Source organism: Rhodococcus sp. IEGM 1302 (assembly GCF_030056935.1).
GTDB classification, from domain to species: domain Bacteria; phylum Actinomycetota; class Actinomycetes; order Mycobacteriales; family Mycobacteriaceae; genus Rhodococcus_F; species Rhodococcus_F qingshengii.
In genome coordinates this window covers 66,577-92,062 of record NZ_JASHKY010000013.1, presented here as the reverse complement: position 1 = coordinate 92,062, position 25,486 = coordinate 66,577, and the positions used below count along the sequence as shown (strand labels likewise).

24 protein-coding genes and 1 tRNA gene are annotated in these 25,486 nt (G+C 62.7%); 8 read left to right on the top strand and 17 right to left on the bottom strand.

Going from position 1 to position 25,486, the window contains the following annotated elements; translation table 11 throughout:
- Nucleotides 1-4: 4 nt before the first annotated feature.
- The 4 genes from QM609_RS18665 (at nucleotide 5) to QM609_RS18650 (ending at nucleotide 4,296) form a co-directional block, all read left to right on the top strand.
- Nucleotides 5-1,207 carry a molybdopterin molybdotransferase MoeA gene (locus QM609_RS18665; protein ID WP_003944714.1) on the top strand — a complete coding sequence of 401 codons (1,203 nt, stop codon included), beginning with the start codon at nucleotides 5-7 and terminating at the stop codon, nucleotides 1,205-1,207.
- Between the two features lie 28 nt (nucleotides 1,208-1,235).
- On the top strand, nucleotides 1,236-2,222 hold the full coding sequence (gene moaCB / locus QM609_RS18660) for a bifunctional molybdenum cofactor biosynthesis protein MoaC/MoaB (protein ID WP_047271627.1): 987 nt from the start codon (nucleotides 1,236-1,238) through the stop codon (nucleotides 2,220-2,222).
- Nucleotides 2,215-2,628, top strand: a complete 414-nt coding sequence (locus QM609_RS18655) for a molybdenum cofactor biosynthesis protein MoaE (protein WP_007731311.1) — start codon at nucleotides 2,215-2,217, stop codon at nucleotides 2,626-2,628. The genes moaCB and QM609_RS18655 overlap by 8 nt, the downstream gene beginning before the upstream one ends.
- A 228-nt stretch (nucleotides 2,629-2,856) precedes the next feature.
- A complete protein-coding gene (locus QM609_RS18650) occupies nucleotides 2,857-4,296 on the top strand; it encodes a DEAD/DEAH box helicase (protein WP_042450056.1) in 1,440 nt (479 codons plus the stop codon).
- A gap of 40 nt (nucleotides 4,297-4,336) precedes the next feature.
- Here the strand turns inward: QM609_RS18650 and bluB are convergent, their stop codons facing one another.
- The 3 genes from bluB to QM609_RS18635 form a co-directional block, all read right to left on the bottom strand.
- A complete protein-coding gene (gene bluB, locus QM609_RS18645; RefSeq protein WP_007731309.1) occupies nucleotides 4,337-4,966 on the bottom strand; it encodes a 5,6-dimethylbenzimidazole synthase in 630 nt (209 codons plus the stop codon).
- Nucleotides 4,963-6,015 (bottom strand): CobW family GTP-binding protein, encoded by a 1,053-nt coding sequence (locus QM609_RS18640; RefSeq protein WP_007731308.1) that lies wholly within the window; start codon nucleotides 6,013-6,015, stop codon nucleotides 4,963-4,965. The genes bluB and QM609_RS18640 overlap by 4 nt, the downstream gene beginning before the upstream one ends.
- An 81-nt stretch (nucleotides 6,016-6,096) precedes the next feature.
- Entirely contained in the window at nucleotides 6,097-6,699 is a 603-nt protein-coding gene (locus tag QM609_RS18635) for a lipocalin family protein (RefSeq protein ID WP_047271630.1), read from the bottom strand.
- Between the two features lie 178 nt (nucleotides 6,700-6,877).
- Here QM609_RS18635 and QM609_RS18630 point away from each other — a divergent pair, with 178 nt between their 5' ends.
- A complete protein-coding gene (locus QM609_RS18630; RefSeq protein ID WP_283337337.1) occupies nucleotides 6,878-9,412 on the top strand; it encodes an AMP-binding protein in 2,535 nt (844 codons plus the stop codon).
- 10 nt (nucleotides 9,413-9,422) lie between these two features.
- On the opposite strand, the gene QM609_RS18625 is transcribed toward QM609_RS18630, so the two are convergent.
- From QM609_RS18625 to QM609_RS18560, 14 genes are all read right to left on the bottom strand, one after another.
- Nucleotides 9,423-10,538 (bottom strand): NAD(P)/FAD-dependent oxidoreductase, encoded by a 1,116-nt coding sequence (locus QM609_RS18625; RefSeq protein ID WP_047271634.1) that lies wholly within the window; start codon nucleotides 10,536-10,538, stop codon nucleotides 9,423-9,425.
- A gap of 226 nt (nucleotides 10,539-10,764) precedes the next feature.
- Nucleotides 10,765-10,837 (bottom strand) — tRNA-Ala (locus QM609_RS18620).
- 145 nt (nucleotides 10,838-10,982) lie between these two features.
- Nucleotides 10,983-11,726, bottom strand: coding sequence for a DsbA family protein (locus tag QM609_RS18615; RefSeq protein ID WP_007731305.1), 744 nt, complete (start codon nucleotides 11,724-11,726; stop codon nucleotides 10,983-10,985).
- Between the two features lie 42 nt (nucleotides 11,727-11,768).
- On the bottom strand, nucleotides 11,769-12,257 hold the full coding sequence (locus QM609_RS18610; protein WP_003942318.1) for a MauE/DoxX family redox-associated membrane protein: 489 nt from the start codon (nucleotides 12,255-12,257) through the stop codon (nucleotides 11,769-11,771).
- 25 nt (nucleotides 12,258-12,282) lie between these two features.
- Nucleotides 12,283-13,536, bottom strand: a complete 1,254-nt coding sequence (locus tag QM609_RS18605) for an MFS transporter (RefSeq protein ID WP_047271636.1) — start codon at nucleotides 13,534-13,536, stop codon at nucleotides 12,283-12,285.
- Nucleotides 13,537-13,578: 42 nt separating this feature from the next.
- On the bottom strand, nucleotides 13,579-15,216 hold the full coding sequence (gene pgm / locus QM609_RS18600) for a phosphoglucomutase (alpha-D-glucose-1,6-bisphosphate-dependent) (protein WP_047271638.1): 1,638 nt from the start codon (nucleotides 15,214-15,216) through the stop codon (nucleotides 13,579-13,581).
- Between the two features lie 97 nt (nucleotides 15,217-15,313).
- Nucleotides 15,314-15,658, bottom strand: a complete 345-nt coding sequence (gene crcB, locus QM609_RS18595) for a fluoride efflux transporter CrcB (protein ID WP_003942344.1) — start codon at nucleotides 15,656-15,658, stop codon at nucleotides 15,314-15,316.
- Nucleotides 15,655-16,032: a fluoride efflux transporter FluC gene (locus tag QM609_RS18590; RefSeq protein ID WP_007731302.1), complete on the bottom strand. Its 378-nt coding sequence runs from the start codon at nucleotides 16,030-16,032 to the stop codon at nucleotides 15,655-15,657. Before QM609_RS18590 ends, crcB begins: the two co-directional genes overlap by 4 nt.
- 23 nt (nucleotides 16,033-16,055) lie before the next feature.
- Nucleotides 16,056-16,859 carry a DUF1295 domain-containing protein gene (locus QM609_RS18585; protein WP_047271823.1) on the bottom strand — a complete coding sequence of 268 codons (804 nt, stop codon included), beginning with the start codon at nucleotides 16,857-16,859 and terminating at the stop codon, nucleotides 16,056-16,058.
- On the bottom strand, nucleotides 16,856-18,172 hold the full coding sequence (locus tag QM609_RS18580; protein ID WP_047271640.1) for a class I SAM-dependent methyltransferase: 1,317 nt from the start codon (nucleotides 18,170-18,172) through the stop codon (nucleotides 16,856-16,858). Before QM609_RS18580 ends, QM609_RS18585 begins: the two co-directional genes overlap by 4 nt.
- Nucleotides 18,169-19,458 (bottom strand): SAM-dependent methyltransferase, encoded by a 1,290-nt coding sequence (locus QM609_RS18575; RefSeq protein WP_007731299.1) that lies wholly within the window; start codon nucleotides 19,456-19,458, stop codon nucleotides 18,169-18,171. The genes QM609_RS18580 and QM609_RS18575 overlap by 4 nt, the downstream gene beginning before the upstream one ends.
- A complete protein-coding gene (locus QM609_RS18570) occupies nucleotides 19,455-20,198 on the bottom strand; it encodes a DUF1365 domain-containing protein (protein ID WP_050655123.1) in 744 nt (247 codons plus the stop codon). The genes QM609_RS18575 and QM609_RS18570 overlap by 4 nt, the downstream gene beginning before the upstream one ends.
- The gene (locus QM609_RS18565; protein WP_047271643.1) at nucleotides 20,189-21,469 is read right to left on the bottom strand and encodes an NAD(P)/FAD-dependent oxidoreductase; all 1,281 of its coding nucleotides are present in this window, start codon (nucleotides 21,467-21,469) and stop codon (nucleotides 20,189-20,191) included. Before QM609_RS18565 ends, QM609_RS18570 begins: the two co-directional genes overlap by 10 nt.
- On the bottom strand, nucleotides 21,466-22,098 hold the full coding sequence (locus tag QM609_RS18560; protein ID WP_007731295.1) for an alpha/beta fold hydrolase: 633 nt from the start codon (nucleotides 22,096-22,098) through the stop codon (nucleotides 21,466-21,468). The genes QM609_RS18565 and QM609_RS18560 overlap by 4 nt, the downstream gene beginning before the upstream one ends.
- A gap of 53 nt (nucleotides 22,099-22,151) precedes the next feature.
- Between QM609_RS18560 and QM609_RS18555 the strand changes: the two genes are divergently transcribed.
- From QM609_RS18555 to QM609_RS18545, 3 genes are all read left to right on the top strand, one after another.
- On the top strand, nucleotides 22,152-22,973 hold the full coding sequence (locus tag QM609_RS18555) for a GNAT family N-acetyltransferase (protein ID WP_082238979.1): 822 nt from the start codon (nucleotides 22,152-22,154) through the stop codon (nucleotides 22,971-22,973).
- Nucleotides 22,974-23,083: 110 nt separating this feature from the next.
- Entirely contained in the window at nucleotides 23,084-24,151 is a 1,068-nt protein-coding gene (locus QM609_RS18550) for an HNH endonuclease signature motif containing protein (protein WP_007731294.1), read from the top strand.
- Between the two features lie 306 nt (nucleotides 24,152-24,457).
- Nucleotides 24,458-25,447 carry an alkaline phosphatase family protein gene (locus tag QM609_RS18545; RefSeq protein WP_232319030.1) on the top strand — a complete coding sequence of 330 codons (990 nt, stop codon included), beginning with the start codon at nucleotides 24,458-24,460 and terminating at the stop codon, nucleotides 25,445-25,447.
- Nucleotides 25,448-25,486 lie beyond the last annotated feature (39 nt).

The following is a 25,486-nucleotide window of genomic DNA, read 5'->3' as shown; positions in this document are numbered from 1 at the left end:
TGTCATGAGCGCGCGTTCGGTCGAGGAACACGCGTCGCACATCTCCGGATTGCTCACCGGCCTGCACACCCTCTCTCCGACGGCAGTTCCGACGGCAGAAGCGTTGGGGCGCATAACTTGCTCGGATATCGCATCGCCGGTAGACCTGCCACTCTTCCGCAACTCGCAGATGGACGGGTATGCCGTCGATGCTGCTTCTGTGGCCTCGGTTCCGACCACACTGACGGTTCGAGGCGTGATCGCCGCTGGAAGCGGAAAACCACCGAAACACCTTCCAGGATCGGCATTTCGCATCATGACCGGTGCTCCGCTCCCCGAGGGTGCCGACGCCGTTGTTCCGGTCGAGGACACAACGGGTGTCACCGAGCACGTCGTCACGATCGAACGGGGCAGGTCGGTAGGCGAATTCGTACGCGAACGTGGCAGCGACATCACCGCCGGAATGCTACTGGTCACGGCCGGAACGCACTTGGAACCTCGCCATATCGCCGCGCTGAGTGCTGTGGGCCTGGCCTCGCTCGACACCTACACGAAGCCACGGGTCGCGATAATTACGACGGGCGCCGAACTGAAAAGTGCCGGAACAACTCTCGAACCCGGTGAGATCTACGATTCCAACGGTCCAGCTTTGGCAACATTGGCCGAAGCCAACGGCGCCGATGTCGTATCCGTCGCCCGAAGCAGCGACGACCCCGCCGAGTTCCGCGAATTGCTCTCGTACGCAACCTCGGTCGCTGATCTGGTGTTCACCTCCGGCGGAGTGTCCATGGGCGACTTCGAGGTGGTGAAGGAAACTCTCACGCCTCTGGGAGCACACTTCGGCCACGTCGCAATGCAGCCGGGCGGTCCGCAAGGCACTGCAGTGGTGAACGAAGTGCCGGTACTGAGCTTCCCGGGCAACCCGGTGAGCACGATGGTCTCCTTCGAGGTCTTCGCACGGGGCGAACTGCGCCGGGCCGCGGGCCTGCCCGAGATCCCGCGCGAGCGACTCCCGTTGACTGCACCGCTGCGTTCGGTGGACGGCAAGCGGCAGTTCCTGCGGGCACGCAGAACTGCGGACGGAATCGAACTCGTTGCCGGACCCGGATCGCACCTTGTTGCAGCCATGGCGTGGGCCGACGTCCTGATCGACATCCCCGCCGCCGTGACCGAGCTCGGCGCGGGCGATCTCGTCGACGTCGTCCCGCTCTCGACTTCCTCGATCTGATTCACTCGATCTGATTCAAAGGACACTGATGACCGAATTGACACACGTCGACAGCGAGGGCCGAGCGCGCATGGTCGACGTCAGCGCCAAGGCCGAGACGACGCGTATCGCCGTCGCTGCCGGCGAACTCGTCACGACCGCCGAGGTAGTTCGCCTCGTCCGCGCCGACGGCATGCCCAAGGCTGATGTCCTCACCACCGCGCGCATCGCCGGAATCGCCGGTGCGAAGAAGACCTCCGAACTGATCCCGCTGTGTCATCAACTCGCGCTCTCGTCGGTCAAGGTGGAATTCGGGTTCACCGAAACATCGATCACCGTCGAGGCGACGGCGAAGACTCGCGGACAGACCGGCGTCGAGATGGAAGCACTCACCGCCGTCGCGGTAGCCGGCCTGACCTTGCACGACATGGTCAAAGCGGTGGACCCCGGAGCTACCATGAACGGTGTTCGTCTGCTCACCAAAGACGGTGGTAAGCGCGGACATTGGACCCGCGACACTCAGAACGCACAGACAGCTCCGGCGCACACCTTCACCTCGGCACGGTCCGCGACCGTCCTCGTGGCTTCCACCGGCGGTGCGAACGGCACCAGACCCGACACCACCGGACCCACGATCGCGACCTGGCTACGTGAACGGGACTTCGAGGTACGTGGACCGCTTGTGTACGCCGACGCCGACATCGCGGCGGGCATCGCTGACGCCAAGGAGGGCTCCCCGTCACTCGTCATCAGTACCGGCGGCACCGGGGCTTCCCCCACGGATGCCACCCCGGAAGCTACCCGGGCAGTCTTGACCCGTGAGTTGCCCGGCGTCGCAGAAGCGATCCGGACCAAGGGCCTCGAGAAGACACCGCACGCGTCGCTGAGCCGTGGTGTGGCAGGTCTCACAGGTACGACGGTCATCGTCAATCTTCCGGGTTCTCCCGGTGGAGTGAAGGACGGTCTCGCCGTCCTCGAACCCATCATCGATCACCTGCTCGCGCAGGTCGCAGGCGGAGGAGCGCACGATGAGTGAGCTACTGGCTCGGATCTCCGAGCAACCGATTCACGCAGACACCGTCGACGCCGCCGTTGCCGGTCCGAAGAACGGCGCTGTTGTGGTGTTCACGGGAACGGTGCGCAATCACGATGGAGGTCAAGCGGTTTCGGCGTTGGAGTACCAAGCGCATCCGGATGCCGAACGCTTCCTCCAGACGTGCTGCCAAGAGGTTGCGGCCTCGACCGGCCTGCCGGTTGCCGCGATCCATCGCGTCGGCCACCTCGAGATCGGCGACCTCGCACTGGTCGCCGCCGTCGCCGCGCCGCATCGAGCGGAGGCGTTTGCCGCGTGCGCCGAACTGGTGGAGCGCATCAAGCACGAGGTACCGATCTGGAAGCGGCAACACTTCGCGAACGGCGTCTCCGAATGGGTCGGGTTGTAGGTCGAACGCTCCGGGAAGGTAGAGTTGCGATCACTAGGTGCCTGAAATCGGGCATCCAGCGTCGTAGAACGCAAATTTTCTTGCTGAGTGCTCAATGCACCCGCTCTTCTTACGGCGAAGAAGCCTGCCGACCGGCAGCGCCGCCACCACTGTGCTTGATTGTTCGACCGGTTAATTCCCGTGTCGGCATCCGGGCACGAACACGTGCCCGAAAGGCTCTGAACACACTTGTCTGACATCTCTACGCCCGCTACCACCTTCGCAGCCCTCGGTGTGCGCGCACCGCTGGTGAAAGCTCTCGAAGACGGCGGAATCACTTCTCCGTTCCCGATCCAGATCGACACCCTCCCCGACACTCTCTCGGGGCGCGACGTACTGGGCCGCGGAAAGACCGGAAGCGGCAAGACCCTCGCGTTCTCCATCCCCATGGTCTCCCGCCTCGCCGGCGAACTGTCCGGAGGAAAGCGTCGTCCGGGTCGACCGCTCGGCCTCGTGCTCGCCCCGACGCGTGAGCTCGCCACCCAGATCACCGCAACCCTCGAACCGTTGGCCGCCGCATACGACTTGCGCGTGACCACCATCTTCGGTGGCGTCTCGCAGCACCGCCAGGTTCAGGCTCTCAAGGCCGGAGTCGACATCGTCGTCGCTTGCCCCGGTCGCCTCGAAGACCTCATGAAGCAGAAGTTCGTCAGCCTCGACGCCGTCGAGATCACCGTGCTCGACGAGGCCGACCACATGGCCGACCTCGGCTTCCTGCCCGTCGTCACCCGCATCCTCTCGTCCACCCCGCAGGACGGGCAGCGCCTTCTGTTCTCGGCAACGCTGGACAACGGCGTCGACAAGCTCGTCAAGCGTTTCCTCAAGAACGAGGTCATGCATTCGGTCGACGAGGCCAACTCCCCCGTCGCCGCAATGACGCACCACGTGTTCGACGTCGACGGCGTCGAAGCCAAGAAGGCTCTGGTCGAGAAGCTCGCTTCCGGTACCGGACGTCGCATCCTGTTCATGCGCACCAAGCACCAGGCTCGCAAGTTGGCTCGCCAGCTCACCGAGTCGGGCATCCCGTCCGTTGACCTTCACGGCAACCTCTCGCAGGCTGCTCGCGACCGTAACCTGGCGGCATTCTCCGCCGGTGAAGCGCGCGTCCTCGTCGCCACCGACGTCGCAGCGCGTGGCGTCCACGTCGACGACGTCGAGTTGGTCGTCCACGTCGATCCGCCGGCCGAGCACAAGGCTTACCTGCACCGCAGTGGTCGCACCGCTCGCGCAGGCAGCGCCGGCGACGTGGTCACCGTGGTTCTGCCCGAGCAGCGTAAGGATCTTGCGATCCTCATGCGCAAGGCAGCCATCAAGGTGACCCCGGTCCGTTCGACTGCCAACTCCGAGCACGTCGTCAAGTTGGTCGGCGACATCGCACCGCACGTCACGCCGGCTCCGAAGGCTCCTGCCCAGCCCAACGGTGGACGCGGACAGCGTCCCGCCGGCCAGGGTGGACGCGGCGGCGCAGCACGTTCGGGTCAGGCTCGCTCCGGACAGGGCGGTCAGTCACGCGGTGCTCGCACCGGCGGAGCTGCCCGTCAGGAACATGCCGGTGGTGGCGCTCGCCGTCCCCGCACCGGCGGCGGCGCTCGCACCGCAGGCTCCACCGGTGGCCGTCCCGCACGCTAGGCCACACCGCCGCCCCGCGCGCAACGCAGCCCGGTACAACTCAATAGGTTTCGTAATGGACAGCGTCGGCCAGTGGCCGGCGCTGTCGCCATCCGAAGCGTTCGAGATCCGGAACCTGTTGAAACTCGGTCACCTTGCCGACGCACAGCCACGCAATGGGGCGAACGGGTGACGGAATGCCCATGAGTTCGGTGAGGTACTTCTCGTCGTAGAACGAAACCCAGCCGATGCCGATCTCCTCGGCTACCGCGGCGAGCCACAAATTCTGAATTGCCAGTACCGCCGAGAACAGCCCGGTGTCGTCGACGGTATGACGGCCGAGGATGTTCGGGCCACCGCGCGACGGGTCGTAAGTGACGACGATGCCGGTACCACTCTCGGCGATTCCCTCGATCTTGATGGGGTCGAACGTCGAGCGGCGATCCTCGGGCAAGGACTGCGCGAATTTCACCCGGGCATCGGCGACGTGTGCCGCGAAGGTGTCGAGCGTCTCCGGATTACGAACGACGACAAAATCCCACGGTTGCGTGTTTCCCACGCTCGGCGCGCGATGGGCGGCGTCGAGAATGCGCATCAGAGTTTCGTCGGGGACGATCTCTCCCGAGAACTCGGCGCGAACGTCTCGGCGTCGCCGAATCGCTTCGTACACGGATACAGCTGATTCACTCACGCCCCGACGGTATAGCGGTGCAATCCCAGCATGGCGTCGGGGTGCGGTTCGACCGTTTCTTCGCGCATGCAGGCGCGGAGCGCGCTGCCGACCGCCCCCGAATCCATCCCGGTGCCGATCACGACCAGTTGCGTGGTTCGAGGTTCGCCCGACTTCCATCGCAGCGGCGTGATCCGGACATGATCACCCACCGATTGGATCTCGAATTTTCCTGTGTAGCCCGGAATCTCGAAGTTCACGAAGCCCTTGATGCGGTAAACACCCGACGGCTGATTCTCGAGAAAGTGCGTCAAGGCCCTGGCATCGAGAGGCGTCTCCGATGCGAAATCAACCGATTCGTAGCGGTGGTGCAGGTGATCGTGATGACACGAGCCGTCCTCGTGATCGTCGTCGTGCCCGTCGCGCAGGAGCTCGTCGAGGCTCAGTTGATCGCCCGGAGCAGGAGGGGTCACCTCGCCGGTATCGAACAACAGAGCGGGGTCTATCCGCGAGTGCGAGGTTTCCACCATCGGCGCTCGCGGATTCAACTCACGAATTTCGGCCGTGAATCGCTCGCGTTCGGCGACAGGAACGCTGTCGATCTTGTTGACTACCACCAGGTCTGCCAGGCGGACATGTTGATCGAGCTCGGGATGTTCGCGGCGAACGGTGGAGAAATTGGCTCCGTCGACCAGGACTACCAGGCCGCCGTAGACGACCGACGGGTTCTCACTTCCGAGGACGAGTCGAATCATGTTCCGCGGCTCGGCAAGCCCGCTGGCCTCGATGACGATCACGTCGATCCCGGACTGCCGGTGCGCCAACTTGTTCAGCATCTCGTCCATGTCCGAGACGTCGACAGCGCAGCACAAACAGCCGTTGCTGAGAGAGACCATCGAATCGACCTGACCGGCGACCATCATCGAGTCGATGTTGACGGAGCCGAAGTCGTTGACGATCACGCCGATGCGTACACCGTCGTTGTTACGCAGAAGATGGTTGAGCAGCGTCGTCTTGCCCGAACCGAGAAAGCCTGCGACGACTATTACGGGAATCTGCTTCTTCGCCACCACACAACCTTCCGAAACCACACGTACCGATCAGTGATCGTAGTGGAGTGTGGCTCCGGAAGGTTCACGCTGACAGCAGACTCACACCGTGCAGAGCGGACGGATGTCCGACGTGCCCTCGGTGGTCGGTGACGTCAGGATCGTGCATGCGTTGTATCCACGGGATTCGGCGACCCGGCGGATCTCACTCCAGCCTGCCGCGTCGACGACCGCCGACCGTGAGAGCACGAACCCGGAAAGCCTGAGCGGATCGCCCACCAGTGCCCACGAATAGTCGTCGGCAATGTAGGTGACGATGTAGTTGGGTGGGCCGTCCAAGCTTTCCTGTGAGGGCACCCCGGGGAAGCTCACGTGCAACTGGGCACCCGTTGCTGGATCGGTAACTCGGGCATTCCCGACGATCTCGTTGGCTTGACCGGTCCACGTCGTACACGTGTTCTTCACGCTCACGTTCGACGAATCGACGATCCCGTAACTCGCCCGGGTGTCCTTCGCGCACGCGAGGTTGAAGGGCTGAGGAATCGCCGCCACCTGGTTCCATTCCCCTACGTAGCGCGCGACGTCCAGGTTCGCCACCGGCTGCAAGGGTTCCCAGAGTGGGCTCGCCTGCGCGGTTCCCGAAAACATCGTCGCTGCGGCGCACACTCCCGCAATCGCAATCGCACTTCGCCCCGACCACTTCATGTCACTGCTCCTCGTCTGTACAACGCTCGATCGGCATTGGTTCCTCAAGGCATTCGGAGCTGACGAACTGGAGGATGGGGCGGTATGTAAAACTACTTTTGGTTTGTTATGGACCTACTTCACAAACCTTATGTAGTCTTTGCTAAAAGATAGCTGAAAGTCGGACGGAGCTACTGTGATGAAGGTTGTCGACTTAGGTCTAGAACGCACTCGCTATGCAGTCATCGACGAGACGATCGAGTCGAGGTGGCGCCGCGTCACCTCTATGCAGCACGACGCCGTTGCCGTCGTGACTCCGCGCGACCGGATCACTTTCGCCGAACTCGAACTCCGGACCGACGCATTGGTCCGCGAACTTCGCCTACGTGGGTCACACGGGGCACGCCCGGTTGCGGTCGATCTCGAACCAACGGCCGAGTCGGTGCCCGCCATCCTCGCCACTCTGATTTCCGGTCGGCCCTTGGTCATGATCGACCCACAACTCCCCGAGGCCCGCCGAGCGCACATCATGAGCACCTCGGGTGCAGTCCCGCTGCAGTCGATACTCGACGAGTCTGCTGCGACGGGCTTCAGATTCGACAGCGCGTTGGAACCATCGAGTTCCGACCCTGCAATGATCGCGTTCACGTCAGGCACCAGCGGGGCGCCCAAGGGAGTCGTGTTGAGCCACTCCATGTGCCTGAACAAGGCCGACGAACTCGCCGCAGCAATCGACCTGCGACCCGACGATCACATCGGGAACCTGTTGCCCGTCAGTTTCGGAGCCGGAATCACGGCCCTGATCATGGGCCTGATGAACGGAGTCACGGTCTTCTGCTGGGATCCACGTATCGACGGCGTCTCGGGAATCGACGACTGGCTGATCGAGTATTCGATCACGACCACGCACTGTGCGCCGTCCTTTCTGCGGGCGTGGTCGGATCTCGATTGCGATGCAGCAAATGATGATTCGATCGGTTCCCTACGCGTCGTCGTAACGTACGGGGAAGCAGTTCACGGCGAGGACTACGCGCGCCATCGCAGTCACGGCTTCGCTCGCGTCACGTACGTCAACTGGCTGGCCACCACCGAGACCGGTGTCGTCGCGTACAACGCGTTCCCACCACATTCCGAACTACCCGTCGGAGTGGTACCGGCCGGACGTGCTCGCGACGGCAAGGACGTACAGATCGTCGATGTGAACGGCGTGCCTCTCCCCGACGGAGAGATCGGAGAGATTCAGGTTGTCTCCAGTGATCTTGCCGACGGATACCACGGCGACCCGGATCGAACTGCAACACGATTCGCGCGACTGGGCGACGGAGTGAGCATCTACCGGACCGGTGACCGGGGCCGCATCGACGAACGCGGAGAACTGCAACTGCGGGGACGCGTCGACGACGCCGTCAAGATTCGGGGCTACCTGGTGGAGCCGATGGAAGTCGAGGCGCATATTCGTCGAATTCCAGGCGTCGCCGATGTTTTCGTGGCCGTCGTCCTCGAGAACGATCGACCGGAGATCGTCGCCTACGTGGTCCTGACCAAAGCCGTGATGGCACGGTCGGGCGCCGAGATGCGGCGCGAATTGGCGACATATCTGCCGGCCTGGATGCTCCCCCGACATTTTGTTCTGATGCCGGCGTTGCCCCGCAACGAAAGAGGAAAGGTCGATCGAACAGCGCTGCCCTCCGTCGAGGTGCGGTCCACTCCACCGACTCTCGCCGGGCCCGCCGAATTGTGGTTGTCCTCGATCTGGGAGTCGATTCTCGGTATCGACTCCATCGACCGTGAGGACGACTTCTTCGAACTCGGCGGCGATTCGCTTGCTTCAACCGAAGTGGTGGCAAAGATTCACGACATGTTCCGGATCCGGATCACGGCGGCGGAGTTCGCGGCCGCCAGTACCGTCAAAGACCTTGCAGCGCTGGTGGATCGGCGCAGAATCGATCCCGATGATCGCGTCTGTCACAACACGATGGTGCCACTGAAGCTCGAAGGCTCCGGGCGACCGCTGTTCATCATGAACGGAGCGGGGTGCCCATCGACGACGCTGTCCGCCTTGTCGAAAGCGCTTCACACCGATCGGCCGGTTTACGCACTTCAGCCACATGGCTTCGAATCTCGCGGACTACCCGACCGGTCGGTGAAAGCAAGCGCCCGCCGTTTCATTTTCGAAATCAAGAAGATTCAGCCCACCGGGCCATACCTCCTCGCCGGATACTCGTACGGCGGCTACGTGGCGCTGGAAATGGCGACACAGCTGTCCGAGTCAGGTGACACTGTCGAACACGTCACCGTTCTCGACACCAGAATCTCCACCGAGGCTGCCGCACGACTGGCTGGTCGAGCGGGCATCACTTTGGATCCGTCGATCGTCGACCTTGCACCACAACCATCCACCAATGCCCGCTGGAAGCCGACCAGACGCACCGTCGCGGCCATGTGGATCCGCACGCTGTTCGCCGGCATTCTGCAGTACCCGCCGGCCACCCAGTGGACCGTGTTCCTCTACAAAGGAGGCCAGGCGCTCCGGAAGCATCGGATACGAGCATGCGCCGCGCCCGTCACCGTGATCCGTGGGGCCACCAACAACCGTGGACGCGAGATCTGGTCACTCATTGCCACGGGCTCACTGGATTTCGACGACGTCGACGCGTGCCACGAAGACGTCGTCCGCCAACCGTACGTCCGCAAGACTGCGGCGATCATCGATCGAGTCTGTGATCGAGCGTGACCAGCGCTCCTCATGTCCAGCTGTAGAAGAAAGAGCGGCGCGGAGTGAGGGCCCAGTCGGTCGTCGACGAACACACTCGTTCCTTGACGAACGCACCCGCCCTGCCTGCGACGAACATGCCCGTTGCGTTGTCGACACGAGTGGTCCGCTGGAACACACCTCGCCGCCTCCCGAGACTGATGCACCGGCCTGCGAACTTCGGAGCCACCGGGCGCGGCGCGGAACCTTCGAGTCGATGCAGGATCGTCTCGGCCGCATGGACTCCCAAGGGAATCGCGGCCTGACAACTCATCCTCAGTAAAAGATCACCGACTGCGACCGCATCACCCGCACCGACGATGTTGGGGTGGGACGAGCATTCGAGTCGGTCGTCGACCTTCAGACGACCGAGACCGTCGACGGGAAGGCCACTTCGGCGCGCCAGATCGGGGACCCCGAATTCTGTCGCGAGAATCGTGCAATCTGCCTCCACCCGTGCGCCTCCCGCAAGCTCGCAGGACGAACCGTCGATCCGCGTCACCCGGGATTCGGTGACGATGTCGACCCCAAGATCGGTCAATGTTCTGAGAATTGCAGATCGCGCACGCTCTGACAGATCCGGGGCCACGATTCCTCCGGTCACCAAAGTGATTCGGCTGCTTCGCTGCTCAGCCAATTCTGCGGCAGTCTCGATTCCGGTGAGACCGCCGCCGACAACGCAGACCGTAGCCTTCCCGTCGAGTGTCGCCATTCTGGATTCGAGGCGAACCGCGTCCTCGAACTCGGAGACGCTGAACCCGTGCTCCGCCGCCCCGCCGATAGTGCTGGGTAACTGCCCACTTCCGACTGCGTAGACCAGATAGTCGTAGTCGAGCACACTGCCGTCGTCGAGGGTAAGCCCGCTGACCGCGGCGTCGATGTCCGTCACCGTCCCGAATACTCGGTGTGCCGCACGCGGTAGCGCCCTGTCGAACGAGACCGTCGCGTCGTAGCCAGCCGCGATCATCTGATGGAGCCTGATTCTTTGCACGAAGTGTGGGCGCGGATTCACGACGGTCACCGTGATGTCCGACCGAGTTCTCAGCAGTCGCTTCGCTGCCATGACGCCCGCATATCCTGCCCCGATTATCACCACGTGTGCACTCATGGTTCTCCGTTCCGCCAACGGTCCCCATGCTGAGAATGCACGGGATGATCAGGCCTCATCGCGGACGTTATTGAACATTGACGCCCTGGCGTTATGGCGGTCGACACATCTAGGCAGAACTGTGCTGCATGCAATAGAGACTCGAAAAACACAGGGTCGACAACACAACACTGGCTCGAATACAACAAATGCTCTGCACCGATTGGTGCAGAGCATTTGTCTTGGGTGGAGCTAAGGGGACTCGAACCCCTGACCCCCACACTGCCAGTGTGGTGCGCTACCAGCTGCGCCATAGCCCCGTATTCAGTTCACTCTAACAGTCGAACTCGCAGCGGCTGTTCTGCTTTCCGCTTGCTGGAAGAAAGTTACACCACTTGACTCCAGGGCAACAAATCGCCTGGTCAGAGCGAAGCGGCCGCTCCTCGTCGGAGCGGCCGCTTCAGCTCAGGAGGAGAGCTTGGAAACCCAGTCGCTGCTGCCCGTGTCAACGATCTTGCCGTTCGCCACTACCGTGGGCGTCCCGTTCGACCCGACATCCTTGAGCGCCTGGCTGGCGGCTGCGGCATTGGCCGCGGCGGCTTCGACGTTGGTACCGGAAGAGATGCAGGTTGCCACGTCCTCGGATGCGCCCGCATCACGAGCGATCTGGGCGAGGTCGTCGTTGGTGTGGTCGCTGCTGCCGCCCTCGGCCGGCTGCGTGTCGGTCGCGAAAAGCTTGTTGTGGAATGCGGAGTACGCAATCGCGTCACCACCCTGAGCGACGCAGAGCAGAGCGGCGCCGGCCCGTGTGGAGTAGTCACCGCTGCCCGACGCCCGGTTGAGGAAGTTCAGCATGTGGTACCGCACGGCGACGTCACCGTTGTCGACGGCGGCCGCGAGAGCCTGGCCACTGAGGTGTTCGAGAGCAGCACAGGCCGGGCACAGCGGATCCTCGAAGAGATCAATGGTTGTCGCGGCGGAGGGCTTGCCGAGCAGCACCACTCCATTGTCCTGCACCGTGACGGCAACTTCGGAACTCTGCACGGAGCCGTAACCGTCGTTCTGGGGCTTGTTCTTGCTGTTCGTCCACAAGACACCGCCGATGACGAGGGCCGCGATCACGAGCACCGCGAGGCCACCGATGATGTAGGTGGAGCGGCTCGAGACCGGTTCCGGCGAGTATTTGTTCTTGCTGCTCTTGGTGCTCACGCTGATGCAGTCCTTCGTGCGTCGAAACGATTTACCGATTGCTTACCTTGCCACTGAAGACTGAGTATCCACTGAGAACGCCGCGCGTGATCCGGGCCCCAGTGCGAGTGGCGAACGCGGGAACACGAGCAGCCAGACGGCAAGTGCCAAGAAGCCCAGGTCGCGGAGAATCTCCTTCGAATAGTCCCAAGCGCCGACGTCGGCTGCACCTCCGCCGCCGAAACATCCGCAGTCGATGGACAATCCCCTGGCCCACACCGAAATGATCACCGCAATGAGAACCGTGAGGATGACCACCGAGACTGCAGCGGATGCTCGCACCGCCAACCCGACGAGGATCAGCAGGCCCAGGACTATTTCGACCAGGGGAAGAGCCGTCGCCACCGGACCCACCAGTGACTCGGGCAATAGTTGATAGGCGCGCACCGCGATCTTCGTCTGAACGGGATCAAAGAACTTGAGTCCCCCGGAAATCAGCCAGACGGCCGCCAAACCCAATCGGGCCACAAGACTCACGATGCGAATTGCCACCCGATCGAGAGTACAGAATGCCCGGTCAGTCCAGGTTTGTCCGCGCAGGAGTATCCGTTAGCACCGTCACATCAGTCAGATCTTCTACAACGGATTCGACAGACTTCGTTCGCGACGGGACGAACAACCACCCCGTCGCCGACACGACAACGACGGCTCCCATCACTGCGAAGGCCGCCGAGTACGAAACATGTTGGGCGATCAGCCCGGCACAAATCGGCGCCACTACCCCACCGATGTCGGACATCATCTGGAATACCGCCAGGACGGGTCCACCTCGGGCCGTCGATCCGACAACATCGGCAACCGCGGCCTGCTGGGCCGGACTCATGAGGCCGGAGCCGACACCAGTCACTGCGGCAATGGCGAAGAACACCACGAGGTTGTCGGTGAATCCCATTGCGATGGTTCCCAGACCGCAGATGAGTAGGCCGCTCACGACAAAGGGCTTGCGTCCGAAGCGGTCCGAGAGTCGTCCGGAGACGATCAACACCAACGCATTGCCGACGGCGAAGATCGTCAGGGCGTAGGCCGCAATCGAGGGGTCTCGGCCGAGGAACTCGACGACGAACAGGGGAACCATGGCAACGCGAACTCCGAAGATCACGCCACCGAAGGCGAGGTTCGATCCGAGCGCTGCCCGGTACACCGGAGACTGGAGGCCTTCTGTGAGAGTCATCGACTTCACATCGACAGCCTTGTCCGGTGACGCCAAATGAGATCCACGCAGGCTCACGAAGACAACGAGCGCGGCGATCACCAACGCAATTGCGTAGATGATGAACGGCATCCGCAGACCGAACTGCAACAGCGCACCGCCGACCAGCGGGCCGCCGATCGATCCCATGAGAAAGCTTGTCGCGTACAGACCCGACACGCGGCCGCGACTGTCCGACGGTGACATGCGAATGATCAGCCCGAGGGCCGACACCGTGAACATGGTCGACCCGATGCCGCCCAACGACCGGAACAGCAGAAGTTGCCAGTACTCCCCCGCGAAAGCGCACGCACCGGTCGAGACCGCGACGATGAGAAGGCCGACGATGTAGACCGGCCGCTCACCGAGTTTCTGTACCAAAGTGCCGCTCATCGGCGCGAACACCAACCGCATGAAAGCGAAAGACGAGATCACGATCGTGGCGGCGGTGACCGATACGTCGAAGCTGCGTGCGAACTGAGGTAGTGCCGGGGCGACCAACCCGAATCCGAGGGCGATGACGAAGCTGGCGGCGACCAGTACCCAAATTTCCTGTGGCAGCTTGGCTGCACGAGTTTTCATGTCGCCCGGAATTCTAGCCGGGCGACATGAGCGGTCCGCGGGCTAGTTCGCCTTCAAGACGCCTGACACCAAGTCCTTGGCCGCTGCCTGAACCTGAGCCAGATGATCGGCGCCCTTCATCGACTCGGCATAGATCTTGTACACGTCCTCCGTGCCGGACGGCCTCGCTGCAAACCACGCGTTCTCCGTCGTCACCTTGAGACCACCGATCGCCGCGCCGTTTCCGGGCGCGGCAGTCAGTGTCGCGGTGATCGGTTCACCCGCCAGCTCGGTTGCACTCACCTGGTCGGGAGACAGTTTTGCCAAGACTGCCTTCTGTGCGCGTGTCGCGGGCGCATCGATACGTGCGTACGCCGGGCTCCCGAACTTCTCGGCCAACGCGGCGTAGTGCGCTGACGGAGACTCTCCCGTCACCGCGGTGATTTCCGACGCGAGCAACGCAAGGATGATGCCGTCCTTGTCCGTCGTCCAGACGGAACCGTCGTGTCGGAGGAAAGACGCGCCGGCGCTTTCCTCGCCGCCGAATCCCACAGACCCGTCGAGCAATCCGGGAACGAACCACTTGAACCCGACCGGAACCTCGAGCAATTCGCGGCCCAGGCTGCTCACGACACGGTCGATCATCGAGGAACTCACGAGGGTCTTGCCGACCTTGGTATCTGCGCCCCAACCTGGCCGGTTCGCGAACAGGTACTCGATGGCAACGGCCAAATAGTGATTCGGGTTCATCAAACCGCCGTCGGGAGTGACGATGCCGTGGCGGTCGGAGTCCGCATCGTTTCCGGTCGCGATGTCGTAGCGATCCCGAATCCCGATCAGCGACGCCATCGCGTCGGGCGACGAGCAGTCCATGCGGATCTTGCCGTCAGTGTCGAGCGTCATGAACCGCCAGGTCGGATCGACGAGTGGATTCACCACTTCGAGGTCCAGTCGATGAGTTTCGGCGATCGCGCCCCAGTAGTCGACGCTTGCCCCGCCGAGGGGGTCTGCACCGATCCTGATTCCGGCATCGCGGATCGCGTCGAGGTTGAGGACACTGGGGAGGTCTTCGACGTAGTAGCGGAGGAAGTCGTAGCGTTCGACGCGGTCCAGCGCTTGTGCCGCCGTCACACGCCGTACCCCGGAAAGCCCCTTGCGCAGTAGCTCGTTCGCTCGATCGGCGATAACCGACGTCGCATCCGTGTCCGCGGGCCCGCCGTGCGGCGGGTTGTATTTGAAGCCACCGTCACAAGGCGGATTGTGTGACGGTGTCACGACGATGCCGTCGGCTTTGGCCTCCGGACCCGTCGAGTTGTATCGCAAGATCGCGTGACTGACAGCCGGGGTGGGAGTGTAGGCGTCGCGTGAATCGACGAGGACGACGACGTCGTTGGCGACCAGGACCTCCAAGGCCGACAGCCAGGCCGGCTCCGAGAGCGCATGTGTGTCCCGGCCGATGAACAGCGGGCCGTCGATTCCCTGCGAAGCGCGGTACTCGACGATCGCCTGGGTTGTCGCCAGGATATGAGCTTCGTTGAACGCCGAGTCGAGACTGGAACCGCGATGTCCTGAAGTGCCGAAAAGTACCTGCTGCATCGGGTTCTCGGGATCCGGAGTGCGCGTGTAATACGCGGTGACCAGATGAGGAACATTGATCAGATCCTCTGGCAGAGCCACTTGTCCTGCTCGTTCGTGCGCCACGAATCCCCCTCGGCCCGGTGGTCGACCACTGTGTCGACGCGACTGTGGACAATTGTCTACCCTGGCCGCGTGGCGTGCACGCTCGGCGCCGGATCCGTCAATCCGTGATCTGGATTCCCAACCACGCAGCGGACAGTCCCACGATCAGACTGAGGACGATGTAGATCAGAGAAAGCGCCGTCTGGCGCCTCTCGATCATCCCGACGTTCTCGGTCGCGAAGGTCGAATAGGTGGACAAGCCGCCGCAGAAGCCGGTCGCCAGAAGTGCGGCCATCTCGGTGGAAAGAGCTGCCCCGGTGAACAATCCAAGGAGGAAGCAGCCGATCACGTTCGCGGCGAACGTCGCAGCCGGAAATCCCTTGTACGCGGGCACATACCGCGCCAACAGGTACCGGCCACTCGCACCAGCGCCGCCGCCGAGCGCCACCAGGAGAACTGTCATGCCGACGCTCCGTCCCGCGCGCGGATCCAGCGTTCACCGAGCCCTTTGCCCAGTGCTGCAGCGAGGATCGCGGGAATCAACGTCCCGAGAACATAGAGAATCGATCGCCACGGACTCTCCGTCACGGCGTGAACCGCGAAGGACGAGAAGGTGGTGAAGCCGCCGCAGAAGCCCGTGCCGAGAAAGAGGTACCCAACCTTGTTGTGCACGAGCAGGGCCGCGAGAACACCGAGAACGAACGAGCCGACGACGTTGATGACCAGAGTCGTCCAGATGTGGGGAAAGAGCTCCCCCAGACCGTAGCGGCTGAGCGCGCCCAACCCTCCGCCGACGGCAACCGCGCATACCGCAGCCGGCAGTTTCAGATCACCCATGCTCTGGCCTCACCCGAAAGAGCCTACGTCCCGGAGCGGGCTTTCGGCGGGCGAGGAATGAAGTAACTTGTCCGCTGCTGATACTCGCGATAGCCCGGACGCTGTTCCATGTGTCGCTCGAGCAACCGCGCTCCGGTGGCGAAGACCAGGAAGTACGTCATGGCGATCGGTGAGAGGACGGTCAACACCCCCGGCCACACGGACGCCGAGACGAGGAAGATCCCCCACCAGACACACGCGTCGCCGAAATAGTTGGGATGCCGCGTCCATGCCCACAAACCTTGATCCATGATGTGGCCACGGCTGGCCGGATCGGATTTGAACTCCTCCATCTGTCGGTCGCCGACCGTCTCGAACGTGACGCCGACAATCCACAGCGCGATTCCGAGTACGACAAGAAGTCCGAAGCTGCCGTTCGACACTGCTGCGACCTGGATCGGCAGGGAGACGAACCACAACGAAATCCCCTGCGTGAGATAGATCTTGCGGATCGCATACAGCGTTCGATTACCCGTCGCTCGTCCGAGCATTTCTTCGTACCGCGGGTCTTCACCTTTGCCACGCGATCGAATCGCCATGTGCGTCGCCAACCGCAGACCCCAGATCGCCACGAGCGCAAGCATCAGCAACCGGCGCCAGAGGTCGCCGGTTCCCACTATCGCGGACACGAGCGCGATCAGAACGAAGCCGGCGCCCCACGACACGTCGACAACGTTGTGGCGCCCGATCCGTACACCGATCGTGGCTGTCACCGCCATTCCGACGGCGATCGCCAGCAGACTCGTGAGTGTGACCACTCCGAACGCGCCCCAGTCGAATCCGTTCATCGCCGCGACACCCACTGCGGCCGTACCGGTTCCATACCCGATCGACCATCACCGTGCGGCCGGACCGACAGAATCTGATCGACGCCCATCCTGCCGTCCCGAAATGCAATTCCTCCGCCGACGAGGTAGAGACGCCACACCCGGGCGACTTCGACACCCACGAGATCCACGACGCGATCCCAGTTCGATTCGAAGGTCTCGATCCACGCGTCGACGGTCCGCACGTAGTGCTCACGCAGGGCGTGGACATCCCGCACTTCGAGTCCACCTTCCTCGATCATCGCAACAGTGCGACCGACGGGCCGCATGTACATGTCCGGCGCGATGAACGACTCGATGAACGGACCTCCCCCGGGGTGCGGGCCAGTGCGGGACATCTGCTGAATCAGCACACGGCCACCGGCAATAACATTGTCGTGAAGCGCTTTCACGTAGGTCGGATAGTTGTCCTCACCGACGTGCTCACCCATCTCGATGGACGCGACCGCATCGAAGGGACCGTCGGGAATCTCTCGATAATCTTGGAGGCGAATCTCGACCCAGTCTTCCAAACCGAGCGCGCGGACCTTCGCGTCGACAAAAGCCTTCTGCTCCGCCGAGATCGTGATTCCGACAACGCTGGCGCCGTACTCCCGCGCTGCATGCAGGCTGAGCGAGCCCCAACCACAGCCGACATCGAGAAACCGCAAGCCTCGCGCTCGATCGAGACCGACCTTGCGGCACACCAGGTCCAGCTTGTCTGTCTGTGAGTCTTCGAGCGTGTAGTCCGGTGCATCGGAAGTCCAATAGCCCGAGGAGTACGCCATGTTCTCGTCGAGGATCAATTGGTAGAAATCGTTCGACAAATCGTAGTGGTGCCCGATCGCCTCGCGGTCGCGGGCGAGGCTGTGCAGGCGCCCCTTCACCTGAGCCTGCGACGCCGGCGGAGCCAAAGGTCTCCCGAAAGCACCGAAGGATCGCGCAGCCTTGACCGCGGCCAGGACAAGCGACGGTGTCGGGGTAATCGACCCGAGCCCCCGCTCGGCAGACACCTTCCACACGTGTGTGAGTGCATCGCCTAGATCGCCCTCGACGTCGAGTTCACCGAGAACATATGCCTGCGCAGCCCCCAACTCGCCGGGATTCCAGAGCAAGCGTCGCAAAACGTTCGGGCTGTAAAGCGTCACCTTCGGAGCATCTTCCGGACCTGCTGTGCTGCCGTCCCATGCAGTCAACCGCACCGGAAGTTCGCCGCCGACAAGTGGACTGAGGATGTCCGAGAGACGACCCGCAACGCCGGTACCTTGTGTCGTTCGATCCATTGTGGCAGTCATCGCTGGTTCCTCCGATCGAGAACAATTTGCTGGACGTCGAGATACCCCGACCGAAACCCCGCCTCGGAGTAGCAGAGGTAGAAATGCCACATGCGCGCGAACACTGCGTCGAACCCGAGCGCGGACGCCTCGTCGGTGCGAGCGCTGAATCGCTCGTCCCACAGTCGCAACGTCTGCGCGTAGTGATCGCCCATCGACATCCGCTCACGCACCCGCAGGGTTGTCATGCGCTCGGTGACGTCCTCGATCGCCCGCACCGACGGGAGAAATCCGCCGGGGAAGATGTACTTGTGCACCCAGGTGTAGGTGTTGCGGGTCGCGAGCATTCGATCGTGCGGCATCGTGATGGCTTGGATCGCCGCGCGCCCACCCGGCGCCAGCAGGGCGTCGATCGTCTGGAAGTAGCTTCCCCAGTACTGGTGGCCGACGGCCTCGATCATCTCGACCGACACAACGGCGTCGTACTCCCCCTGTACTTGCCGATAGTCGAGAAGGTCGACCTGAACGCGATCTGCCAGTCCCGCAGCGCTTATCCGCTTCGCTGCCAATTCCTGCTGTTCGACCGAAAGTGTCACCGAGCGCACCGTCGCTCCCCGTTGGGCAGCTCGGATCGCCAATTCTCCCCAGCCTGTGCCGATTTCGAGCACTCGCGAACCGGGTCCGACACCTGCGCCATCCAGCAGTCGATCGATCTTCCGATGCTGCGCCGCTGCGAACACGTCCCACGACGGGGTAGCTCCTACCGACAAATCTTCGAAGAGAGCACTGGAATACGTCATGGTGTCGTCGAGGAACAGTTCGAACATCTCGTTCGAGAGGTCGTAGTGCCGGGAGATGTTCGAGCGCGTGTTCTGCGTCGAATTCCGCTCACTGCGAGGCTGCTTCGGAATGTAGAGGCCTCGTAGCCGCTGCAGGAAGTCGGGAATGAGCGTCGCCACGCGGGAGGCGAAGACTTCCAGGACCGCAGTGAGGTCGGATGCTTCCCAATCGCCCGCCATGTACGACTCGCCGAATCCGATCAAACCACTGTCACCCACACGAGCAGCGAAGTCGTCTGGGCGGTGAATGACCATCAACGGCGAATCGGGGCTACCGCCACCGGAGAACTCACCGTTGGGCATCTGGACACGCAGCGGCAAACGTGCGACCGCCTTGTGGAACAGGGCGCGGGCAACCGGTGATGCAACCCGCACTTTGAGCCCGCTCGGCACGGTGGCGACGCCCGGCCACCGCTCGGTTTCGATCGTGTGAGCGGAAGGTTCGGTGCCGAGAGTGGTTGTGGTCATTGCACTGCCTCCTGCGGGTGATGTTGCGGTCGGGGAACGATGGGTAAGCGCCTGGCCCACAGCCGGATTCCTTGAAATCTGATCTGCGCGGCGACTCGGAGCGGAGCCAGCGGGATGGCGAGCGCACTGCGCACGATCTCGCGCGTCGTCGCCGGCACACAACGACCGGACACCGTGGCCACGAAGGGCGCCTTGCCGTCACGGGCCAGAACTATCGAGAGCGCGAGCGCGGTGTCGGGTAGCGGAAGTCGCATCCGGTACTCGCCGTCCAGATCGTTGAACGGAGATACGTAGAACTCTTTGGACGTGCGAACCCCGCCACGTTCGTCGGTTTCGAGCAGGTAGCAGTGCCGTTCGCCGTAGGTGTTGTGAACCTCGGCAACGACGCACCGCTGACTGCCGTCGTCGTTCAGACACCAGAACACACTCAGCGGGTTGAACACATGGCCGAACACACGCGCGTTCGTAAGCATGAGGATGCGACCGCCGGCGAACTCCAGTCCGTTGGTTGTCAGAAAAGTCTCGACGTTGGCACGAATCGATCGAGCGGGGTCGCCGAGGTGATCCCCGGCGTCGAACTTCGCCAAGGGCCGCAAAGCCTTCGGGAGCTCGGGCAAATCGTCGACGTCGACGAGCCAACTGTAGCTTCGGTACTCGAACTCGTTGTGCAACGGCTCCGTTCGTACGTGCCGAATGCTCGTATGAACGATGGACGGCGTGATGGGTGCGGTCACGGCCACCGACCTCCGACGCGTTCGGCGGCGCGCAGGCCAGAGAGTGCACCGTCCTCGTGGAAGCCCCATCCGTGGTACGCACCGGCAAACGCGAGCACGTCCGAGTCCAACTCGGGAAGCCGCGCTTGAGCGGCGACGGAGGTGGGTGTGTACTGCGGATGCTCGTAGGTCATCTGATCGATCACCGAGTCCGGGGACACCATTTCGCCTCCCCCCAAGGTCACCAGGTAGCGCCGGCCGGTCTCCGGGAGCCGCTGCAACCTCGTCATGTCGTAGCTGACCAGAACGTGATCCGGCTTCGCGTTGCATTCAGGGATGTAGTAGTTCCACGACGCGCGCGCATTGGTGTTGCCGGGCAGCACATTCTCGTCGGTGTGAAGCTGGGTGTGGTTGACGGAGTACGGCATTGCGCCGAGGACCTGGGATTCGGCAGGCGTCGGATCCGCCAAAATCTTCAGTGCTTGCTGCGGATGCGTTGCGACCACGGCTGCGTCGAAGGTCTGGATCTGGTCGTCGCCGTCACGAATGTCGACGCGATCGTCGAACCGGTGGACGGCGCAAACCGGCGTGTTGAGGCGGATATCCCCGATGCTTTTGGCGACGAGACGAACGTATTCGCCCGATCCACCGGTGACTGTTCGCCAGGTCGGCGATCCAGTGACGCTCAGCATTCCGTGGTGATCGAGGAACGAGAACAGGTACCGCGCGGGATATTTCAGCGCCGAGCCGGGATCACACGACCAGACTGCCGACACGAGCGGAGTCATGAAGTGAGCGGTGAAGTAGTCGGAGAACCGGCCGCTGCGCAGAAACACCCCCAGTGTCTGGTCGGGTGCCGACGGATCCGTGTTGTCGAGCAGGGCTCGGGCACGGCGATGGAAGCGCTTGACCTCCATCAACATCGACAGAAAACTGCCGTTCACCAGCAGCCCCGGCGTCGGGAGAACGCCGCGCAACCCTTGGCCTCCCGAGTACTCGAGCCCGCACCCCCCACACCTGACCGACATGCTCATATCGGATTCCTGCGTAGGCACATCTAGTTCTGCGAACAATCGCAACAATGTCGGATAGGTGCGATCGTTGTGGACGATGAACCCCGTGTCGATGGCGAGGCTTCGCCCTTCCGGGTCGGTGACCGAATGGGTGTCCGCGTGCCCGCCGAGCCGTGAATCCGCTTCGTAGAGGGTGACGTCACTGTCCTTACTGAGCACCCACGCCGCTGTCAGACCTGCGACACCACTACCGACGACGGCCACCTTGCGCTTGTCGGAACTCATCGTCGTTCTCCCATCTTTGTTGCGGCTACCCCGCGACTCATTCCTGCGATTGCATCCGCGACGAGGCGATGCCAAGTCGCCGCCCGACGGAGCATGAAGTGGCCTGCGCCGTCGATGCCGATCCATTCAGCGCTCTTACCCGACTTCTGCAGTTCGTCGACCTTCCGGCGAGACGCTGCCGGGTCGGTCCACGAGTCGGCCGTGCCGTGGAGCACAACCAGCGGTGTGTCCGAATGCAGATTCACCGACGTTCCATCGGGCCACCACGGCGCCAGCGCGACCACACCGACCACCGCCGGATCGCCACATAGTTCGGCGGCGACCCGTCCGCCCATCGAGTGCCCCAGCAGGATCACCTGAGCTTGTGAATTACGTTTCGTTATCGCGTCGAGTGCGGCGCGGGCGTCGGCGACCGGACTGCGCTCGGCACCGTTCCAACCTCGAACTCGATAGCGAGCCTGCACCGCCTTGACACCGGAGAGGCGAAGCTGAGCGGTGAACGGGCACATCCGAAGGTTGGACAGATGCCAGGCGCGAGCCGGGCGATGGCTCGATACCTTTCCTCCAGGCAGCACTAGCACCACCAGGTGCTGGTCACCGTCCTGCTGTTGCCGTCGGTTGGGCGTCATACACGGCATTCGGAGCCGAAAACCATTTGGATGGGGTTCGTAGAATTTCTTTTGTGAATCGTGAAGCACTCGTCGGCGATGTCCTCGACGCCATGGACGCCAACTTGGTATCCCATGCCTGCCACCTGCATGAACACTTGCCGACGGGATCGGTCACGGTCTCTGCAGATGTTGTCGTCGCAGACAGCGGCCTCACCGACGACACTTTCAACATCATCGCTGGTGCGCGCTTCGCTGTACCTGCTGCTGAAGGCCCGGAAGAAGACCGACGACTACTCGACGTACTCGCGTGGCTTCGAGCAACCGGTCGTCCGTTCTCCTGGTGGACAGGTCCGCGCGACAAGCCCTCTGACCTCGGCGCTCGCTTGTCAGCCCTCGGCTGCGTGCGCTCCGAGGAAGAAAGAGCGATGACGGCAGACTTGGACGTCGTCCCACGCCCAACGCCTGTCTCAGAACTGTGCGTTCAGCGAGTGACGACTCGTTCGAAGCTCGCCGACTACGCCGCCGTGATGGCCGCCAATTGGTCGCCGCCCTCGACCGCAGTAATACGTTTCTTCGAAGACACCGCCGATGACATCCTCGATGAGCGCTCGCGGAGTTCGTTTGTCGTGGGATACGCGAACTCCCAGCCTGTCGCCGGAGCCGAGGTCCATTTTGCCGCCGACGTCGCCGGACTGTATGGGGTCGTCACACTCGAAACGGCGCGCCGACGCGGATTCGGCTCGGCGGTCACCCTTGCCGCACTCGACATCGCCCGCGAGCGAGGTGCCCGAACCGCTGTACTTCAGGCGTCCAGCGACGGCGCACAGCTCTATCGAAACGTCGGCTTCGAGGATGTCGGTACCTACGCCGAGTACTCGATCGGCAGCGGTTAGACGTCCCCGCGGGGACGCTTTCCGTCCTCATCCACGGATGTGTGTCGGTACTGGCATCTATTATCGAACGTACATTCGAAACATTGTCGGACACGCGCCGGGGGGCAACGATGAACGCAGAACTGACCGATACCGCAGCACTGATCAATGAAGAAACGCAGGGTTCCACCCGAAGCGACGTAGAGCAACTCGGCTCCGAAATCTGCGCTCTCGCCGGCCAGATCGCCGCGGCCACGGCTCGATTCCTTACCCTCCTGTCAAAATTCGACGAAGACCGCGGCTGGACCGGCCCTGGACTTCATTCGTGCGCCCACTGGCTGTCGTGGAAATGTGGAATGAGCCTGCACACCGGCAGGGAATATGTTCGCGTCGCCAAAGCGCTCCGACCTTTGCCCGAGATGCGGAAGGCCTTCGAGCAAGGCCGGCTGTCCTACTCGAAGGTTCGCGCACTCACCCGGGTCACGACGCCGTCAAACGAACAGCAGATGGTTCGGTTCGGATGCGAGGCGCCCGCAGCCCAGATCGATCGTCTCGCCGCAGGTCTGCGTAAAGCAACCGACAATGAATCCGGCAAAAGCAAAGCGCCCGAACATCTTCAGGTCCGCTGGCATTGGGACTCGGATACGGGCGAGTTTGTCATCAAAGGACGCCTGCCCGCACAGGACGGCGCCCGAATCCTCGCAGCATTGGCGGTGGCGGAACGTGAACGCACCCGAACCGCTGCCATCCGCCCTGTCGACGAGAAGGCTACAAAGAACCCGGCCGGAAATATCGGACCAGGACTCGTCGCGATGGCAGAGCTCGCCACCGCCGCAGTCACAGACCGCACGTCCAAGGCCGCCGCGAACGAAGTTGTGTTCTTCCACGAAGCGAACACCGTCCGCGTACCGAGTGGACCCGCGCTCCCCCAAAGTGCCGCCGAGGAAGTGCTCTGCAACGCGAAACTTCGCCTGGGAACGACAAAGGAGGGATGCGTTTTGAATCTGGGCCGAAGGACCCGCGTCGTCAGCGCCAAACAAATGCTGGCATTGAATTACCGCGACGGATGTTGCCGCACACCGGGTTGCGGGCGGACTCGCTTCTTACACGCACATCACGTGAAATTCTGGGGACGCGGCGGAAATACGGACTTGGACAATCTGATCATGCTGTGCGGCACCTGCCACCGCGCTGCATGACGGCCAGTTCACGATCACTACTCTCGGCGAGCAGAAGTTCGAGTTCCTTTACGCCAATGGTGACGTCATCGACCCAGCACCACCGACCGAGGGATTCGCTGATGGCCTACTGCGCGGAGACATACCCGACGACGCGATCATCCCAAGATGGGACGGCGAGCCCCTTCACCTCGATCACGCGGTCAGCGTCATCCTCGACGGTTGGGCCGCCTGAGGAAACATTGGTCTAGTCCAATCTGAATCTGCCGTGAACAACAGGACAACCCTCACATCCAGGTAGTGCAATTGGTCTAGTCCTATCGCAAGATGCTTAGCGTGACCAAGAAAATCGCACGCACCTCAGCCGCTATCACACTCCTCCTCGCCGGCGCTGTTGCTGCCGGAACTGCAACTGCTGCAGCAATTCCCGGATCGTCCGACCTCAATCCGTCGGCCGCCGAGAAGACAGTTGTCATCGGCCTCGACGGCACTATGCTCAGCCACATCAAGACCGCCGACGCTCCCCGCCTCCAGAAGCTGATCGCCGAAGGAACCAGCGGAGAATCTTCCATCCTCGGCCACACCACCATCTCCGGACCGTCGTGGTCGACCATCCTGACCGGAGTCTGGGATACCAAGCACGGAGTCAAGGACAACACGTACGCGGGCGCCCGCTTCGACCTCTACCCGAGCGTCTTCACCCGGCTGGAAACAGCAAAGCCCTCCCTCCTCACCGAATCGATCTCCACCTGGGGCGGCATCGACAACATCGCCTCCAGTGGGACACCGAAAGCCGATGTTGTCGTCACCACGGCCGATGCAGGTTCCGGAGCGGCCACCGACGCTGCGACGGCAGACGCCGTCGCCCGCGACATCACAGACAAGGGACCTGACCTGATCTTCACCCAACTCGATCAGGTGGACGGCGCGGGACATAGCGGCGGCACCAACGGCGCTGCGTACGAAGAGTCCATCGCCTCGGTCGATGCTCAGGTGGGCAAGATTGTCGATGCCGTCGATCAGCGCGCAGCAAAGACCGGTGAGAAGTGGACCGTACTGGTCACTGCGGATCACGGGCACAAGCCCGCCGGTGGGCACGGCGGTCAGACACCCGCGGAAGCAACGACATTCGTCATAGCACGCGGCTCGGGATACGCGGCCGGTCAGAACACAGACTCGTACACGATCGCTGACATCACCCCGACAATCCTCCAGAGCCTGGGCGTTGCATTGCCTGCCGATCTGGACGGCAAGCCGCTGGCCAAGGAAGCTCCCGGCTTCGTCGGCTCGGTCGACCTGGGATTCTTCGGCTCCTGATCGCAAGAAGGCCCGGGCCACACAGCAGAGTGCCGCAGC